Raw genomic sequence first — 16,905 nt, forward strand, 5'->3', positions numbered from 1 at the left:
AATGGGTTGCCGTTCCCTGCTATTCCCGCTTCATAATGCATGTCGCCCAAAAGTGTGCCGCGGTTTTGGGACAACGACATGCATAAAAACAAAGACTTAAAGCAGTGGACGTTCCAGTATGACCAATGTCGCCTTGACCGGGCTTGCCCGCGATCTTGCCAAGCGCGCCGCGGAAGGCCGCCCGGTGCGCATCGGCGTTATCGGTTCGGGCGAGATGGGCACCGACCTGGTGACGCAAGGCATGCTGATGCCGGGCATTTCGGTTTGCGCGATCTCGACGCGCCGCCCGCATACGGCGCGTGACGCCATCCGCATTGCTTATGGCGATCAGGCGATGGCAGCCGAAGCGGACAGCGCTTCGAAGGTCAGCCAGGCGATCGAAAGCGGCAAGATCGCCGTCACCTCGAACGAAATGCTGGTCACCAATCCGCTTATCGATGTCGTCATCGATGCCACCGGCAAGCCCGGCGTCGCCGCCGATTTTGACCTGATGGCGATGCAGCACGGCAAGCACCTGGTGATGATGAATGTCGAGGCCGACGTTACCATCGGCTGCTATCTAAAGCAGCAGGCCGACCGGCTCGGCGTCGTCTATTCGGTCGGCGCCGGCGACGAGCCGTCGAGCTGCATGGAGCTGATCGAGTTCGCCTCGGCGCTCGGCTACACCATCGTCTCCGCCGGCAAGGGCAAAAACAACCCTCTCAACCACGACGCCGTTCCCGACGACTACCGCGAGGAGGCGCTGCGCCGCAACATGAATCCGCGCATGCTGGTCGAGTTCGTCGACGGCTCGAAAACCATGGTCGAGATGTGCGCCATTGCCAACGCCACCGGGCTGGTGCCCGACGTTCCCGGCATGCACGGCCCCAAGGCCGATCGCGACGAGCTGGTCAAGGTGCTGATCCCGCGCGAGCAGGGCGGCATCCTGTCGAAGAAGGGCGTCGTCGACTACACCGTCGGCAAGGGCGTGGCGCCCGGCGTCTTCGTAATCGTCGAGGCGACGCATCCGCGCATCATCGAGCGCATGGACGATCTGCATATCGGCCACGGCCCCTATTACAGCTTCTTCAGGCCCTACCATCTGACCTCGCTGGAAGTGCCGCTGACGGCGGCTCGCATCGCGCTTTACGGCAAGCCCGACATGGTGCCGCTGCCGCGGCCGGTGGCCGAGGTCTGCGCCGTGGCCAAGCGCGATCTGGCGGCAGGCGAGGTTTTCGATGCGATCGGCGAGACCTGCTACCGCTCCTGGACCATGACCGTCGAACAGGCCCGCGCCCATCGCGCCGTGCCGGTTGGTCTGCTCGAAGGCGGCAAGGTGCTGAAACCGGTGAGGAAAGGCGAATTGCTCACCGCCGACAATGCCGCGCCCGACCCGACGACCAGGCTGTTCGCCTTGCGCCGGCTGCAGGACGAGATGCTGTATGGGAATCTTGGTGATGGCTGAGGTCCGTAAATCCGAGTTGAAGCGGGAAAATGGACGCCCTTCTCTGGCAGAGCGGCTCACGGCCATTGCCGATGATCTCAAAGCCAAAGCCGGCAAAGACGGGCCGCCCGAGAACAAGGACGAGATCGACGACTTGTGGGGGCATCGCTGATATCTGTCGACATTCTAGGCTATCGCGATTTTGATGTCGGCAGGACAGTGGAGGGCGCGAAGGAACGCCACGTAACGGCTTTTCTACCGGTTGCTATTGCCGACAGGAACGGTCGGCCATCACCGCCGACCGGCTCCCCCAGAAGCCCTACTTCCCCAGCTCGATAGACCGCAGCCGCGCCGCTTCCACCGCCTCGGTGAGCAGGCGCGTCAGCCGGTCCTCGCCCATCAGTACTGCAAGGGCCGCAGCCGTGGTGCCGTTGGGGCTGGTCACCTGCTGCCTGAGCACGCCCGGCTCCTCGCCGCTTTCGGCGGCCAGCGATGCGGCGCCGTAGACCGTCTGCATGGCCAAGAGCTTGGCAGTCCCGGTCGGCAGGCCGGCTTTCTCGGCGGCCACGGTCAGCGCTTCGATGAAATGGAAGATATAGGCCGGCCCCGACCCGGAGACTGCCGTCACCGCATCCATCAGGGCCTCGTCGTCGATATCGGCCACTTGCCCGCTTGCCGAAAGCAGGTCGGCGACGAAGCGTTTGGTGTCGTCGGAAACCAGCCTGTTGGAAAACACCACCATCATGCCCTTGCCGATCGCCGCCGGCGTGTTGGGCATGCAGCGCACGATCGGCGCGCGGTCGCCGAGAATACCTTCAAACGTGGCGACCGGTGTCCCGGCGGCGATGCTGAGGAAGGTGGTCCGGCCATCGTTGAAGCGGATGTAACCAGCCGTCACGTCGCGGATCACCTGCGGCTTCACCGCAATGACGACGAGAGCCGGCACGGCGTCAGCCGGGATGGCGCCGGCATCGGCGCCAACACCGCAGCCCAGTGCTTCGGCACGCTTGCGCAAGTCGGCATTGGGCTCGACCACGAACACCGCAGTCGGAGCGAGCTTGCCGGCTTTCAGCCAGCCCGAGAGCATGGCGTAGCCCATATTGCCGCAACCGGCGAGAACAAGCCTGATCGTCATCGAAAGCCTCCCATAGAGATGGCTTCCCCATAGACGTTCGCGGCAGGGCGGGGAAGCCCTGTTGGGACCGTGATCGGGCGGAAACCCCGACCTTGCGGTTGGGATGCGCATGTAGTCGCGCAGTCGCGCGGCGACCAAATTAACCTTTTATTTCCTATGCCTGTTTAGCATCGCTTAAGCAGTGGCGGTCGCTACGCCCCAGCCCGAGGGGAAGGCTCCAGAACCATGGCTTATAGGAAAAATCGTGAACACTGGAGGAACCAGCAGTCCTTGCTGTCGCTCGTCGAGGCGGTGCGCGGCGAGGACGAAGCATCGCTGGTTTCGCTAGAGGACCGCGAAGGCCCGTCATGGCGCGAGGATGCCGCCACACGCCATCGTCTTGCCCGCTCGCGCCGCGAAGCGTGTGCCAGTCCGATCCTGTTGGCAGCCGCCGGCATAAGCCAGCCCGATCCTGATGAGCCAAAGGCCGGCACCATACTGATGGAAGAGGCTGCAGCGGCCGATGGGTTTTTCGACCCCGCTGGCCCCCTTGGCGGCCCCGATGCCGGTTCCGCCGATCACGCAGCATACCGGGCAGCGCCGCCTCCCGCTTCGCCGGTCGAGGTCGCGCGCCCAGGGCCGATCGGTGCCGTGTTGTCGGCGCTGCGCAGGCTCATGCCCGGTAGCGCGCCGGAGGAGGTGGCGTCCGGCGAGACTTCTGCCGCCACAAATTCCGGCGCAGCCATGCCGCCCGCCTTCCCTCCACAGCCGCTCTATGCCGGACAGGCACCTTATCCGCAGCAACCCGCGCCGCCGCATCCGACCTATACTCAGGCCCGGTCGAGGAAGGCAAATCAGGCCTCGGAAGCCGCCGATCAGCAAAGCCAGATCGAGGAAATCCGCGCCAGCCTGCGCGAATTCCGCGAGGTCGTTCGCGAGCTCACCGAAAACCGCGCGCGCCGCCGCTATTTCTGAGCGTCGAATAAAACATGCCGATTTCGAGTTAACGGCATGGGACGGCGCATTGACGGGATTGCCCGGCTCGATTTTCGTGAAAATGCCGCGCTGCATGTCCGCCCGCAGCGCATGGTTCTGGGCAACGGCCTGCATAAAAGATATCTGGAGCGCGCCGCATGGATGTTTTAACGCGGCAGGCTTACGCGATCGGCGTCGAGGGTGGTTCATGGCTGAGTTGATTGACGGAAAAAGCGTCGCCGAAGACGTGGTGCGGCGGGTCAAGGCCCTGACCGCCGAGCTGGCGGAAAAGGGCGGACGGCAGCCCGGTCTCGCCGTGGTCATCGTCGGTGAGGATCCGGCGAGCCAGGTCTATGTCGCCTCCAAATCCCGCACCGCCAAGGAATGCGGCTTCCATTCGGTTCAGCACACGCTGCCGGCCGAAACCTCCGAGCCGGACCTGTTGAAGATCATCGGCCAGCTCAACGCCGATCCGGCCATCAACGGCATCCTCGTGCAGCTTCCGCTTCCCGGCCATATCGATTCCGGCAAGATCATCCAGACCATCGCGCCGGAGAAGGATGTCGACGGCTTCCACTTCATCAATGTCGGCAAGCTCGGCACCGGCGAACTCGAGACCGCCTTCGTGCCTTGCACGCCGGCCGGCTCGATGCTGCTGATCGAACGCGTGCGCGGCAAGGACCTGTCCGGTCTCAATGCGGTCGTCGTCGGGCGTTCGAACATCGTCGGCAAACCGATGGCCAATCTTCTGCTTGCCGCCAACTGCACCGTCACCATCGCACACAGCCGGACCAGGGACCTGCCGGCGCTTGCCCGCACCGCCGATATTCTGGTTGCAGCCGTCGGCCGGCCTGAAATGGTCCGCGGCGACTGGGTCAAGCCTGGCGCCACCGTCGTCGATGTCGGCATCAACCGCATCGCCGCACCTGAAAAGGGCGAAGGCAAGACGCGTCTCGTCGGCGACGTCGCCTATGCCGAGGCGGCGAACACGGCCGGCGCCATCACGCCGGTGCCTGGCGGCGTCGGACCGATGACCATTGCCATGCTGATGGCCAACACGCTAGCTTCCGCCTATCTCGCAGCCGGATTGAAACGGCCTTCCTTCTGACCAGAAAGCAGCGTCCTTGCCGAACCTCACTGTTCCCTTAGAACGGCCGGTCACCAATGATCCCGTTCAGGGCGGGCGGCAGTTCGGGTTTCTGTTGGTCGACAAGTTCTCCATGTTCTCGCTGGCCGCGGCAATCGACACGTTCCGGTCGGCGAACCGGCTGCTCGGCCGCGATTTCTATGGCTGGACTACGGTGTCGGCCGACGGCGACGCCGTCATGGCGTCCAACGGCCTGCCGCTCAAGATCGACTACGCGGTTGCCGATCTGCCGCCGGTCGATATCCTGTTCGTCTCGGTCGGGCTGACGACGGAATTTCCCGGCAAGAGCAAGGTGCTGGCAGCGCTGCGCAGTTGGGGCCGGCGCGGCAATGCGCTCGGCGCGCTTTCGGTCGGCTCCTATTTGCTTGCCGAAGCAGGCCAGCTCGATGGCTATCGCTGCACCATCCATTGGGAAAACCGCGCCGGCTTCCTCGAACGCTTTCCGGACATCAACTGCACCGGCAACGTCTTCGAGATCGACCGCAGGCGCTACACCTGCGCCGGCGGCACCACATCGATCGACCTGATGCTGGAGATCGTGCGCGGTGACTTCGGCTCTAGCCTCGCCAATGGCGTCGCCAACCAGTTCCAGCATGAGCGCATCCGCTCGGCCGGGGACCGCCAGCGCGTCGGCCCGGAACGCGACCTGACCGGCAAGTCGGAGAAGCTGCGCCGCATCGTCGAGCTGATGGCCGACCATCTCGACGAGCCGCTGTCGGCGGTGCAGCTCGCCAAGTCGGCGGGCCTGTCGGTGCGCCAGGTCGAGCGCCTGTTCCTGCGCCATCTCAGTGTGACGCCCGGGCGCTACTATATGCGGCTTAGACTCGAGCGGGCGCGCGAACTGCTGCGCCAGACCAACATGCCGATCCTCGACGTGGCGATCGCCACCGGCTTCACCTCGCATTCCTATTTTGCCCAGAGCTATCGGCTCCAATTCGGCCGGCCGCCTTCCGAGGAACGCCGCACGACCTATTGAGGGTTGCACAGAGGTGGCGCAGCTTCGTACTCCACCCGGGCTTGTGTCGCGACGCAGCGTCAAATAGCTTTCCGGCGCCGAGCGGCGGCGGCTGACGGGGGGATTTTTGATGACGGGATTTGTGCAGAGCGTCGCTGCGGCGGCCCTGTTGCTGTGGACGACAGGGTTCGGCTTCGCCGCCGATCGCGTCATCGTCATTCTCGATGCCTCCGGCTCGATGTGGGCGCAGATCGACGGCAAGCCCAAGCTCGAAATCGCCCGTCAATCGCTGCGGAACGTGCTGCAATCGGTCCCGGCCGAGGAGGAAATAGGCTTCATGGCCTATGGCCATCGCGAGAAGGCCAGTTGCGACGACATCGAACTCATCGTGCCACCGCAGGCAGGCTCGGCAAGTGCGATCTCAGCCGCGGCCGACAGCTTGAAATTTCAGGGCAAGACGCCGTTGACCGCCGCGGTCAAGCAAGCGGCGGAAGCATTGAAATACACCGAGGACAAGGCGACGGTCGTGCTCATCACCGATGGCATCGAGACATGCAACGGCGATCCCTGTGCACTCGGCAAGGAACTGGAGGCTGCTGGCGTCGACTTCACCGTCAATGTCGTCGGCTTCGGCCTGACGGCGGCCGAAGGCAAGCAGATCGGTTGCCTCGCCGACAATACCGGCGGCAAATATATCGAAGCGTCGGATGAAAAGGCATTGCAGGACGCCCTCGTCGAGACCGTCGCGCCTCCGCCACCCGCCCCTGAACCGACTCCCGCCCCGCAGCCTGCTCCCCAGCCGGCGCCCGCTCAGCCGGCGGAGTCCAATTTCGTGCCCACCGTCGTGCTTGCCGAGGGTGGCGATCCCGTCACCGACGGCAATGCCTGGGAGATCTACAAGGCGAATTCCGACGGCACGCGCGGCGATCCCGTCACCACCGAATATGGCACCTACAGAGGCAATCTGGAGCCGGGCGACTATATCGTCGTCGCGCGTGCCGGCGAGGCCAGGGCCGAACAGAAGATCACAATAGAGCCTGGCCAGGTCGCCAAACCGCACTTCAACTTGAATGCCGGCACGCTGGTCATCCACCCCAGGCCGAGCGAAGGAGCGGACGTTGATGACGGCGCGGCTGTCGTAATCGGCTATCCCGGCGTCGACACCCCGCCGACCTATTACGGTGACACGAAAGTCGTGCTGCCGGCCGGTGACCAGAAGGTGACGGTCACGATCGGCCAGGGCATGGTTATCGAGACGATCCCGCTTGCCGCCGGCAGGGTCATCGACAAGGACATCATCGTCGGCGTCGGGCGTGTCGTCGCCAACGCCTATTATGATGCCGGCGGCGACAAGGCCGAGGGTTCGGGCATCGGCTTCAAAGTGCTCCAGGCGAAAAAGAACGTCGACGGAACCAGGCAGGAGGTGACTTATGCCTACGGTCCGGACAGCAAGTTCGATCTGCCGCCCGACGATTATGTAATGGTCGCGACGGTCGACCTTGCGGTGGCCGAGCAGCCGTTCAGCGTCAAGGTTGGCGACCATCAGGATCTGAAGATCGCGATGAACGCCGGCATGCTGACGATAACCGCGCCAGGAGCCTCGAAGATCGAGATATTCGAGGCCAGGAAGGCCATCGACGGAACCCGCAAGTCGGTCGGCTACGCCTATGATCAGAAGTATCAAGCCACCCTGTCGGCCGGTGACTACGCGGTGGTTTCGGAGAAATCGGACAACAGCTCGAAGGAAGGCACGGTAACGGTCAGGGCCGGCGCGCGAGCCGAACTGACGGTTCAATAGATCCAGTGGAGAGCAGCCATTAGCCGCTCTTCCCTATTGCCGAAAAAATCATGCCGTACCGAAGGCGCTGGCGCCATGGTCGGCGCGTCCCACCAACTGCCGGAACCCGGCGAAAAGCTCGCGGCCGAAGCCGAATTCATTGCCTATGAGGTCGCTGTCCGCGGGGCGGCGCAGTGCGAAATCGCCGGCTGGCACCAGTACCTCCAGCGTCCCGGCCTCGGCGTCGAGCCTGATGATATCGCCGTCATGGATCCTGGCGATAGGCCCGTCCTCCGCCGCTTCCGGCGTCACGTGGATCGCCGCCGGCACCTTGCCTGAAGCGCCCGACATGCGGCCGTCGGTGACCAGCGCCACATGCTGGCCGCGGTCCTGCAGGATGCCGAGCACGGTGGTCAGCCTGTGCAATTCCGGCATGCCGTTGGCCTTCGGACCCTGGAACCGAATGACGGCGATGAAGTCGCCGGTCAGCGACCCCGCCGTGAACGCCTCGTTCAGGCCTTGCTGGCTGTCGAACACCTTGGCCGGCGCCTCGATGATGCGCCGCTCCGGCTTGACCGCCGATGTCTTGATGACGGCGTGGCCGAGATTGCCCGAAAGCACTTTCAGACCGCCGCTCGGCTGGAACGCCTTCTTGAACGGCGCCAGCACCTTCTCGTCCCCGCTCTCGCGCGGCGAAGCCTCGCGCACGACGCCGCCGTCGGCGCCGAGCCTGGCCTCGACCGCGTAGGGGCGCAGCCCTTCGCCCCACACCGTCTGCACATCCTCATGCAGGATGCCCGCGTCGAGCAGTTCGCGGATCAGGAAGCCGAGCCCGCCGGCAGCATGGAAGTGGTTCACATCGGCAAGGCCGTTCGGATAGACTCGCGCCAGCAGAGGCACGGCTTCCGAGATGTCGGAAATATCCTGCCAGGTAATGGCGATGCCGGCCGCCGCTGCCATGGCGATCAGGTGGATGGTGTGGTTGGTCGAACCGCCGGTGGCGTGCAGGCCGACGATACCGTTGACGATCGAGCGCTCGTCGATCATCCGCCCGACCGGCGTGTAGGCGTTGCCGAGCGCGGTGATCGCCAGCGCCCGCTTCGTCGCCTCCCTGGTCAGTGCGTCGCGCAACGGCGTGCCGGGATTGACGAAGGAAGCGCCAGGCGTGTGCAGGCCCATGATCTCCATCAGCATCTGGTTGGAATTGGCGGTACCGTAGAAAGTGCAGGTTCCCGGCCCGTGATAGGATTTTGATTCCGCTTCGAGCAGTTCGGCCCGTCCCGCCTTGCCCTCGGCATAGAGCTGGCGGATCTTGGCTTTTTCGTCGTTCGGAATGCCGGTCGTCATCGGCCCGGCCGGGATGAAGACCGCCGGCAGATGGCCGAAGGTCAGCGCCGCGATCACCAGTCCAGGCACGATCTTGTCGCAGACGCCGAGATAGACGGCGGCATCGAACATGTTGTGCGACAGGCCGATTGCCGCGGCCATGGCGATCACGTCGCGCGAGAACAGCGACAGCTCCATTCCGGGCTGGCCCTGGGTGACGCCGTCGCACATCGCCGGCACGCCGCCGGCCACCTGGGCGATGCCGCCGGCCTCGCGCGCCGCATCCTTGATCAGCCTCGGAAACGTCTCGAAAGGCTGATGCGCCGACAGCATGTCGTTATAGGAGGTGATAATGCCGAGATTCGGCACCCGGTCGCCGCCAAGCGCCACCTTTTCGGAAGGGCTGCAGACGGCAAAGCCATGGGCCAGGTTGCCGCAGGACAGCACGGCCCGGTTGGCGGTGCGGTTCGAGGCTTCGGCGATGCGGCCGAGATAGGCCTCGCGACCGGGCTTGGAGCGCTCACGGATGCGCTGGGTGATGGCTTCGATATCGCGTCTTGCGGTCATGGCGGTCGGTCCTTTCAGGCGAGGTCCCGCAAACACCTTCCGGCTGTTGCCGGGACCTGCAGCCAAGTTGAGATCAGGGTGCCCAGAAAACCTCTACGGGCTTTTGAGTGGCATCGAGCACGGCGCGAATGGGCTTTCGTGTTCCAGTTCCAAGCGCGGCCTCGAATGCGCTGCGTTTTTCCGCGCCCTCGATATGCAGCGCGATGAAGGCGGCTTTGATGATCCGCGCCAGTGACAGCGTCAGCCGTGGCTCGCCGGCGCTTGCCGCATGAACCGGAAGCACGACCCTTTGCGACGACGGATCGAGCAATCTTGCCAGGTTCTCGGCATCCGGAAAGAACGAGGCGGTGTGGCCATCAGTTCCCATGCCGAGCACAACGACGTCGAGTGGCCAGGGCAGCACTTGCAGCGCCTCGCTGTCGGAGACCGCTGCACCCTCGATACTTGCCGCGGCGTGGTAGAGCGGCACGAAATTCGCGGCGGCGGCCGCGTTCTGCAGCAGGTTGGCGGCAACCAGGCCGGCATTGGAGCGCGGCGATGAGGGCGGCACGAAGCGCTCGTCGACCAATGTTATCGTCACCTTTTCCCAGGCGATCGGAACGGTCGAAAGCGCCGCGAAGAATTTCGCCGGCGTCGTGCCGCCCGAGACCGCAAGCAGCGCCGTGCCGCGCTCGGCGATCGCCTTTGACAGACGGCCGGCGACGTGGCCGGCAAGCGCTGTGGCCAACTCCTGGCGTCCGGCAAATTCGTGCCAGTTGTAGGCGCCGCCTAATTGCTCTCGTGCCATGTCCGCCCGTCGCGTTCGATCAGCGCAATCGAGGCCGAGGGGCCCCATGTGCCGGCGGTGTAGCCTTGCGCCTCTTGCCTGCCGCTTTCCCAGGCGTCCTGGATCGGGTCGATCCATTTCCACGCCGCCTCGACCTCGTCGCGGCGCATGAACAGCGTCTGGTTGCCACGGATGACGTCCATGATCAGCCGCTCATAGGCATCGGGGGCGCGGCCGTCGAAGGATTGCGCAAAACTCATGTCGAGCGGAATCTGGCGCAGCCGCATGCCGCCCGGCCCCGGATCCTTGATCATGATGAACTGCTTTACGCCCTCGTCGGGCTGCAGCCTGATGACCAGCTGGTTGGCGGAGATCGGCCCGGCGCTCTCGCCGAAGATCGAATGCGGGATCGGCTTGAATTCGATGACGATCTCCGAAACGCGCGTCGCCAGCCGCTTGCCGGTTCGGAGGTAGAACGGCACGCCCGCCCAGCGCCAGTTGCCGATCTCGGCCTTGAGCGCAACGAAAGTCTCGGTGTTGCTGTTCTTGCCGAGTTCCTCGACATAGCCTTTCACCGGCCCGCCGGCCGAGGCGCCGGCACGATACTGCCCGCGCACCGTGTGCTTCGGCGCTTCGTTGCCGTTGATGCGCTTCAGCGCCCGCAGCACCTTCAGCTTTTCGTCACGGACGGCATCGGCGTCCATCGACGACGGCGCCTCCATCGCGACCAGGCAGAGCAGCTGCAGCATGTGGTTCTGCACCATGTCGCGCAATGCGCCGGCCTTGTCGTAATAGGTGACGCGGTCTTCCAGGCCGACAGTCTCGGCCACGGTGATCTGCACATGATCGACATTGGCGGAATTCCAAAGCGGCTCGTAGAGCGCGTTGGCAAAACGCAGCGCCATCAAATTCTGGACCGTCTCCTTGCCGAGATAGTGGTCGATGCGGAAAATCTGGCTTTCATGGAAGTCGTCGCCGACCAGGTCGTTGAGCGCGCGCGCCGAAGCGAGATCGCGGCCGATCGGCTTTTCCAGCACGATGCGCGAATTCGGCGTGATCAGCCCGTGCTCCTTCAGCTTGTGCGAGATGTCGCCGAACAGCGCCGGCGCCACAGCCAGATAGAAAGCGCGGATGTGTTCGCTGTCGCCGATCGCCTTCTTCAGCCTGTCGAAGCCGGCACCTGTGGTTGCATCTGCCGGGATATAGGAGAGCCGCGCGAGGAACGTCTTCAGTTCCGTGGCGTCGATATCCTCCGGTTTCACATGATCGGCAATCGCCTGCCTGGCGAACGACTGGAATTCCTCGTCGGTCATCTTCGAACGCGATGTGCCGATGATGCGCGTCGGCTCGGAAAACTGGTGGTCGCGCTGCCGGTGGTACAGCGACGGCAGAAGCTTACGTTCCGAGAGGTCGCCGGTGCCGCCGAAAATGATGAAGTCGAAAGGGTCGACGGGAATGATCTGGCTGGTCATGGTCTGTCCGCTGTGACGCCGGTCGCGATAACGCGGCTGATATAATCTAATCGATTTAAACTTGCCAGTGCCATTGCGTCACATCCGCGTGTGCTCTTGACACCGGCGCTGGCCGGAGGCTTGTCGGCAAGCGATGCTTCCGGAGCCTTCGCAGTTGCAGCATAGAGCCGGATGGCAGCGAAAGCCAAAGGAGAAATCGTCGATGGACGCACATCTTTCGATGGCCTGGCCAAACGCGTCATCGATCGCTTTCAACGATGAGTGAGAAAAGCATGCGCCTCAAAAATAAGGTCGCAATCATCACTGGCGCTGCCTCGGGCTTTGGCGAGGGCATGGCCAGGCGCTTTGCCGAGGAGGGCGCGCGGGTAGTCGTCGCCGATCTGAACGCCAAGGGCGCAGAGCGCGTTGCCGGCGAGATCGGCGAAAAGGCGATCTGGACCCAGACCGACGTCTCGCTGCGGTCCGAATTCGACGACATGGTCAATGCCGCAATGAGCGCCTTCGGCCGCATCGACATCATGGTCAACAACGCGGGTTACACCCATCGCAACGGTGACATGCTGGAAGTCGACGAAGCGACCTTCGACCTGATCACATCAGTCAACATGAAGGCGATCTACCACGCAGCGCTTGCAGTGGTGCCGGTCATGGAACGGCAAGGCGGTGGCGTCATCCTGACGACGGCCTCCACGGCCGGTATCAGACCGCGGCCCGGCCTCACCTGGTACAACGCCTCGAAGGGCTGGGCGATCACCGCGACCAAATCGATGGCGGTGGAACTCGCGCCGAAGAACATCCGCGTCAACTGCCTTTGCCCAGTTGCCGGCGAGACCGGCATGCTCGCGAAATTCATGGGCGCCGACACACCCGAGATCCGCGAGAAGTTCCGCGCGTCGATCCCGCTCGGCCGGCTTTCGACGCCGCTCGACATAGCCAATGCCGCGCTTTGGCTTGCTTCGGACGAAGCGGCTTTCATCACTGGCGTGGCGCTGGAAGTCGACGGCGGACGTTGTATTTGAACGGCCGGGGCCTCCGGCGGAGGACTGGCTGACGGCGAGCGACCCGCAATCGCTCTGCCGGCCCTACGCCCCGGTTTTGACGTAGCTCTTGTAAATCCAGCCGCGCTTGCCGTTGTAGACGATCTGGCACCATTGCTTGCAGCTCATCACTTGCACCGAGGTCTTGGCCGGCACGGTGAGAATCGCGGCCGCATTCTTTTTTGGGCCGGTGCGCATGGTGACGGATCTCAGGATGCGTCCGGTACCGGCAGTATTGGCTCTTCCGGAATTTGCCTTGGTGCTGTTGTCGTCTTCGCTCGCGGTCTGCGTCGGCAGTTGCGGCTTGGGCGTGGGGATGGCGGCGGTCTGCGCGCCATCGGGCCCGCTGTTTTTCGTTGAGCTGCCGGGAGCCGCGACTTTGGCAAACAATGCCGCAGCGTCGGGTTTTGCTGCCGGGTCGGCGAATGCCACCGAAGCAGACGATTTATCGGTCGCCTGCTCGGTCTGGCTTGCCAGCTGGTCGGATGCTGCCGTGGCGGCGGCCGATGCCGTCTTTGGCCCTGTCCAGCGCGGATCGTTGGGAGCCAGCGCTGGTATCTCGGCTTCCGCTGCGGCCACCGCTGGGGAAACCGCATCTGCCTTGCCCGTCGTCCGCGGCGGCGCAGCAACCTTGGCAGGCATGATCTTCGTCGTCTTGACCGGGATGGTCGGAACGATCTGCTCAGGACTTGCGGCCGCTTGTCGCTCATTTGCCGGCAATGCCAGCCACAGTGCCACCGCGGCAACGCCGAGCAGTGCGACCGTGCCAAGCGCGGCTATCACCAGATGCGCGTTCGACCGGACCCCGTGCCAGAACGTCGGCCGCATATCGTAACCGAATTGCATCGCAAGGCGCCGTCGTTCCGGCGCGCCGAAACTGAAGGGCTCTCTCACACTTGCCACCTCCATTTGCGGGCCGATGTTCTTACGACCCATGCCGGAGAGCCGGCATTTCGATCGGCATCGGTCCCAAACCAAAAGCGGGCAGGCCCGCAAAAATTCCCCGTTCAGCTGCCCACGAGCATCATCTTTCGCCCGCGATTGTGGCATCACTGCGCCCTTGGCGGGAATTCTGCGCCCCGGTTAAGGATTCTGCAACGTCTGGTTAGATCCTGTCCCGCAACGCGTACCAGTTGAGCGCAAGGAAGAGCAGTGGCGCGCGCAAACGCCGGCCGCCGGGGAAGGGTGGAATTTTCAGGTCCTCGATCAGCTTCAGCCGGTCGCGGTTGCCGGCGACCGTCTCGGCATAAAGCTTGCCGAAAAAGTTCGACAGCATGACGCCGTGGCCGGAATAACCGCCGATCGAGGTCACATTGGGCATCACTTCGCGCACGAACGGCTTTCTCGGCACGGTGATGCCGACGTAGCCGCCCCAGCCATGAGTGATCTCGACGTCCTTCAGTGCCGGATAGATCTCGGCAATCTGCCGGCGGATGTGGATGTGGATGTCCTTGGGATCGTTGACCGCATAGATCTCGCGCCCGCCAAACAGCAGCCGCCCATCCTTCGATTTGCGGAAATAGCGCACGACAAAGCGCGAATCGTCGACCGCCTCGCCACCCGGCAACACTTTGGAATCGGCTCCCAGCGGTATAGTCGCGCCGATGAAGGAGCCGATCGGCATAATATGCGCGGCACTCACCGGTTCGAGCGTGCCGCCATAGGCGTTGACCCCGATCAGGCATTTAGCGGCGGTGATCGTGCCCTTCGGCGTCACAACCCTGACCTTGCCGCCGCCGGAGGTGATGCCGGTCGACGGCGTCTGCTCGAAAAGCCTTGCGCCGGCCTCTGCCGCGACTTTCGCGGTGCCGATCACCAGCTTCAGCGGATGGACATGGCCGGTGCCGGTGTCGCGGGTGCCGCCGAAATAATGCGTCGAGCCGAGCCGCTCGGCAGTCTCCGCGGCATCCATAAATGAGATGTGCGGATAACCGAACCGGTTTGCCATGATCTCGGCATGCGCCTTGTAGTCGTCGACATAGCGCTTCTTGTGCGCCACCGACATCTGGCCGGGCATATAGTCGATCTCGATCTGGTGCATCGCGGCAAAGTCGAGCAGATGCGCCTTGGCCTCTTCGGCAAGGTCGAACAGCGCCTTGGCGCGGGAAAAGCCGTATTCCGCTTCCAGTTCCTCTGCCCAGGCCCGTTGTCCGGTGCCGAGCTGGCCACCATTGCGGCCCGATGCGCCGTCACCGAAACGATGCGTTTCGATAAGCACGACATCCGCGCCTGTCGTGGCGAGATGAGCCGCCGCCGACAGGCCGGTAAAGCCGCCGCCGACAATCACCACATCGCATGTCCGGTCGCCGTCGAGCGCCGGATATTCGGGCCTTGGCCCGGCCGTGTCTTCGTACCAGGAGCGGCCGGGGGAGATTGGGGATTGGTAAGTCATGATGCTCGGCTAGGGGAGTAGGGCAGTAGGGCAGTAGGGCAGTAGGGCAGTAGGGCAGTAGGGCAGTAGGTGTCTATTCAGCCGACAGCTTGCGGATCAGAAGCCGCAAGAGCTTTCCTACGCTCTCGCTGTGGGGCATCAGTGACTCGACCGCCTCGCGAGAGGTAATTCCAACCCTTTGCGCGATTAAAAGGTGTGTCTCCAGTTCCTTGAGTGATCCCTGGGCGATCCTGAGAAACTGCTGGTAGGAAGCTCGGCTTTCTCGGCCGTAACCCTCGGCGATGTTGGCGGGCACCGACGTTGCTGCCCGACGCACCTGACCCGTCAGCCCGTAGATCTCGTCTTTCGGCCAAGTCCTTGTCACCTGGTAGATTGCAACTGTTAGGTCCATGGCTTGCTGCCAAACGATCAGATCCCTGTAAGATGCGATCTTGTCCGTCATCCTTGCCCTACTGCCCTACTGCCCTACTGCCATATTGCCCTACTCCCCTACTCCCCTACTACACATTCAGCAGCAAATACTCCCTCTCCCACGGGCTGATCACTTCCATGAAGGTTTCGAATTCCGCTCGCTTGATCGCCGCATAGGTGGCGGCAAATGACTTGCCGAGCAGCGCGCCGAGTTCTTCGTCTGCCTCGAACAGGTCGACGGCTTCGAGCAGGCTGCGCGGCAGGTCGATCTGGTCCTCGTTGGCGGTCGTCAGAACCGGCGGCTCGGCCTTGATCTTGTTGGTCATGCCGATCAGTCCGCAGGCAAGCGATGCCGCCAGCGCCAGATAGGGGTTGGCGTCGGAGGAGGGGATGCGGTTTTCGACGCGCCGCGCCGCCGGGTCGGAGCGGGGCACGCGGAAGGCCGTGGTGCGGTTGTCGTAGCCCCATTTGTTGTTGACCGGCGCCGAGGCCGACTGCGTCAGCCGCCGGTAGGAATTGACATAGGGCGCAAACATCACCAGCGCGTTGGGCACATGTTTCTGCATGCCGCCGATGAAGTGGAAGAAGGCCTCGGTCTCCGAGCCGTCCTCCGCCGAAAAGACGTTCTTGCCGGTCTTCTTGTCGATGATCGACTGATGGATATGCATGGCCGAACCGGGCTGCCCTTGGATCGGCTTGGCCATAAACGTGGCGTAGATCTCGTGCTTGAGCGCCGCCTCGCGGATGGTTCGCTTGAACATGAACACCTGGTCGGCGAGCTCGATCGGATCGCCGTGACGCAGATTGATTTCGAGCTGGCCGGCGCCCTCCTCGTGGATCAGCGTGTCGATCTCCAGGCCCTGGCTTTCGGAGAAATGGTAGATGTCGTCGATCAATTCGTCGAATTCGTTAACCCCGGCGATCGAATAGCCGGCGCCGCCGCCGATCGGCCGTCCCGATCGACCTACTGGCGGGGTCAGCGGATAGTCCGGATCGGGGTTCTTGCGCACCAGGTAGAACTCGATCTCGGGTGCCACGACCGGCCTCAGCCCACGCTTGTCATAGGCGGCAAGCACGCGCTTCAGCACGTTGCGCGGCGTGAACTCGACCGAGCGGCCGTCCTGGTGGACGAGGTCGCAGATAACCGCCGCAGTAGGGTCCTCCTCCCACGGCACCACCGTCAGCGTCGAGAGGTCAGGCATCAGCTTGAGGTCGCCGTCGTCCTCCGGATAGTGGAAGCCGTTGCCGTCCTCCGGATAGCCGCCGGAAATCGTTGTCATGAACACCGCCGAAGGCAGCGCCAGCGAGGTGTTGGAGGTGAACTTCTTCGATGGCATCATCTTGCCGCGCGCAACCCCGGCCTGGTCGGGTGTGATGCATTCGATATCTTCGATGCCGCGCCATTCCAGCCAGGCGCTGACTTCCTTCCAGTTCTTGACGCCACGTTGGTTTTTCACGAAGGCAGGCGTGCGGGCGCGTCCTCCGCGGCTCGACGGACGGACTTCCTTTTTTGCAGGCGGCATCAATCACCAGATTTGTTGCA

At 63.6% G+C, this 16,905-nt stretch carries 16 protein-coding genes; 8 read left to right on the plus strand and 8 right to left on the minus strand.

The features are described 5' to 3' along the window. Positions 1-118: 118 nt before the first annotated feature. Together NKJ81_RS22285 and NKJ81_RS22290 are read left to right on the plus strand one after the other, a co-directional pair. The gene (locus NKJ81_RS22285; protein WP_352541747.1) at positions 119-1,444 is read left to right on the plus strand and encodes an NAD(P)H-dependent oxidoreductase; all 1,326 of its coding nucleotides are present in this window, start codon (positions 119-121) and stop codon (positions 1,442-1,444) included. Continuing rightward, positions 1,437-1,595 (plus strand): hypothetical protein, encoded by a 159-nt coding sequence (locus NKJ81_RS22290; RefSeq protein WP_352541748.1) that lies wholly within the window; start codon positions 1,437-1,439, stop codon positions 1,593-1,595. The genes NKJ81_RS22285 and NKJ81_RS22290 overlap by 8 nt, the downstream gene beginning before the upstream one ends. 147 nt (positions 1,596-1,742) lie before the next feature. On the opposite strand, the gene proC is transcribed toward NKJ81_RS22290, so the two are convergent. Then, positions 1,743-2,558, minus strand: coding sequence for a pyrroline-5-carboxylate reductase (gene proC / locus NKJ81_RS22295; RefSeq protein WP_352541749.1), 816 nt, complete (start codon positions 2,556-2,558; stop codon positions 1,743-1,745). 225 nt (positions 2,559-2,783) lie between these two features. Between proC and NKJ81_RS22300 the strand changes: the two genes are divergently transcribed. The 5 genes from NKJ81_RS22300 (at position 2,784) to NKJ81_RS22320 (ending at position 7,412) form a co-directional block, all read left to right on the plus strand. Then, positions 2,784-3,512, plus strand: coding sequence for a hypothetical protein (locus NKJ81_RS22300; RefSeq protein ID WP_352541750.1), 729 nt, complete (start codon positions 2,784-2,786; stop codon positions 3,510-3,512). Positions 3,513-3,548: 36 nt separating this feature from the next. Next, complete coding sequence (locus NKJ81_RS22305) at positions 3,549-3,683, plus strand: hypothetical protein (RefSeq protein ID WP_023677431.1); 135 nt, start codon at positions 3,549-3,551, stop codon at positions 3,681-3,683. Positions 3,684-3,720: 37 nt separating this feature from the next. Further along, positions 3,721-4,620: a bifunctional methylenetetrahydrofolate dehydrogenase/methenyltetrahydrofolate cyclohydrolase FolD gene (gene folD, locus NKJ81_RS22310; RefSeq protein ID WP_352541751.1), complete on the plus strand. Its 900-nt coding sequence runs from the start codon at positions 3,721-3,723 to the stop codon at positions 4,618-4,620. 16 nt (positions 4,621-4,636) lie between these two features. Beyond that, positions 4,637-5,635, plus strand: coding sequence for a GlxA family transcriptional regulator (locus NKJ81_RS22315; protein ID WP_352541752.1), 999 nt, complete (start codon positions 4,637-4,639; stop codon positions 5,633-5,635). Positions 5,636-5,744: 109 nt separating this feature from the next. After that, positions 5,745-7,412 carry a vWA domain-containing protein gene (locus NKJ81_RS22320; RefSeq protein WP_352541753.1) on the plus strand — a complete coding sequence of 556 codons (1,668 nt, stop codon included), beginning with the start codon at positions 5,745-5,747 and terminating at the stop codon, positions 7,410-7,412. A 48-nt stretch (positions 7,413-7,460) separates the two neighbouring features. On the opposite strand, the gene edd is transcribed toward NKJ81_RS22320, so the two are convergent. The 3 genes from edd to zwf form a co-directional block, all read right to left on the minus strand. Continuing rightward, positions 7,461-9,284 (minus strand): phosphogluconate dehydratase, encoded by a 1,824-nt coding sequence (edd, locus tag NKJ81_RS22325; RefSeq protein ID WP_352541754.1) that lies wholly within the window; start codon positions 9,282-9,284, stop codon positions 7,461-7,463. 73 nt (positions 9,285-9,357) lie between these two features. After that, positions 9,358-10,071 (minus strand): 6-phosphogluconolactonase, encoded by a 714-nt coding sequence (gene pgl / locus NKJ81_RS22330; protein WP_352541755.1) that lies wholly within the window; start codon positions 10,069-10,071, stop codon positions 9,358-9,360. Then, complete coding sequence (gene zwf / locus NKJ81_RS22335; RefSeq protein WP_352472717.1) at positions 10,053-11,522, minus strand: glucose-6-phosphate dehydrogenase; 1,470 nt, start codon at positions 11,520-11,522, stop codon at positions 10,053-10,055. Before zwf ends, pgl begins: the two co-directional genes overlap by 19 nt. A gap of 272 nt (positions 11,523-11,794) precedes the next feature. Between zwf and NKJ81_RS22340 the strand changes: the two genes are divergently transcribed. Further along, positions 11,795-12,541, plus strand: a complete 747-nt coding sequence (locus NKJ81_RS22340) for an SDR family oxidoreductase (RefSeq protein WP_352541756.1) — start codon at positions 11,795-11,797, stop codon at positions 12,539-12,541. A 63-nt stretch (positions 12,542-12,604) separates the two neighbouring features. Here the strand turns inward: NKJ81_RS22340 and NKJ81_RS22345 are convergent, their stop codons facing one another. The 4 genes from NKJ81_RS22345 to NKJ81_RS22360 all read right to left on the minus strand — a co-directional run bounded on the left by NKJ81_RS22345 (position 12,605) and on the right by NKJ81_RS22360 (position 16,885). Further along, positions 12,605-13,405: an SH3 domain-containing protein gene (locus NKJ81_RS22345; protein ID WP_352541757.1), complete on the minus strand. Its 801-nt coding sequence runs from the start codon at positions 13,403-13,405 to the stop codon at positions 12,605-12,607. A gap of 259 nt (positions 13,406-13,664) precedes the next feature. Then, complete coding sequence (locus NKJ81_RS22350) at positions 13,665-14,951, minus strand: NAD(P)/FAD-dependent oxidoreductase (RefSeq protein WP_352541758.1); 1,287 nt, start codon at positions 14,949-14,951, stop codon at positions 13,665-13,667. A gap of 73 nt (positions 14,952-15,024) precedes the next feature. Continuing rightward, complete coding sequence (locus tag NKJ81_RS22355; protein WP_352502066.1) at positions 15,025-15,393, minus strand: four helix bundle protein; 369 nt, start codon at positions 15,391-15,393, stop codon at positions 15,025-15,027. Positions 15,394-15,451: 58 nt separating this feature from the next. Continuing rightward, on the minus strand, positions 15,452-16,885 hold the full coding sequence (locus NKJ81_RS22360) for a glutamine synthetase family protein (protein ID WP_352457076.1): 1,434 nt from the start codon (positions 16,883-16,885) through the stop codon (positions 15,452-15,454). Between the last annotated feature and the right edge of the window lie 20 nt (positions 16,886-16,905).

Origin of the sequence: Mesorhizobium sp. M0018 (assembly GCF_040323955.1) — a bacterium.
GTDB lineage: Bacteria > Pseudomonadota > Alphaproteobacteria > Rhizobiales > Rhizobiaceae > Mesorhizobium.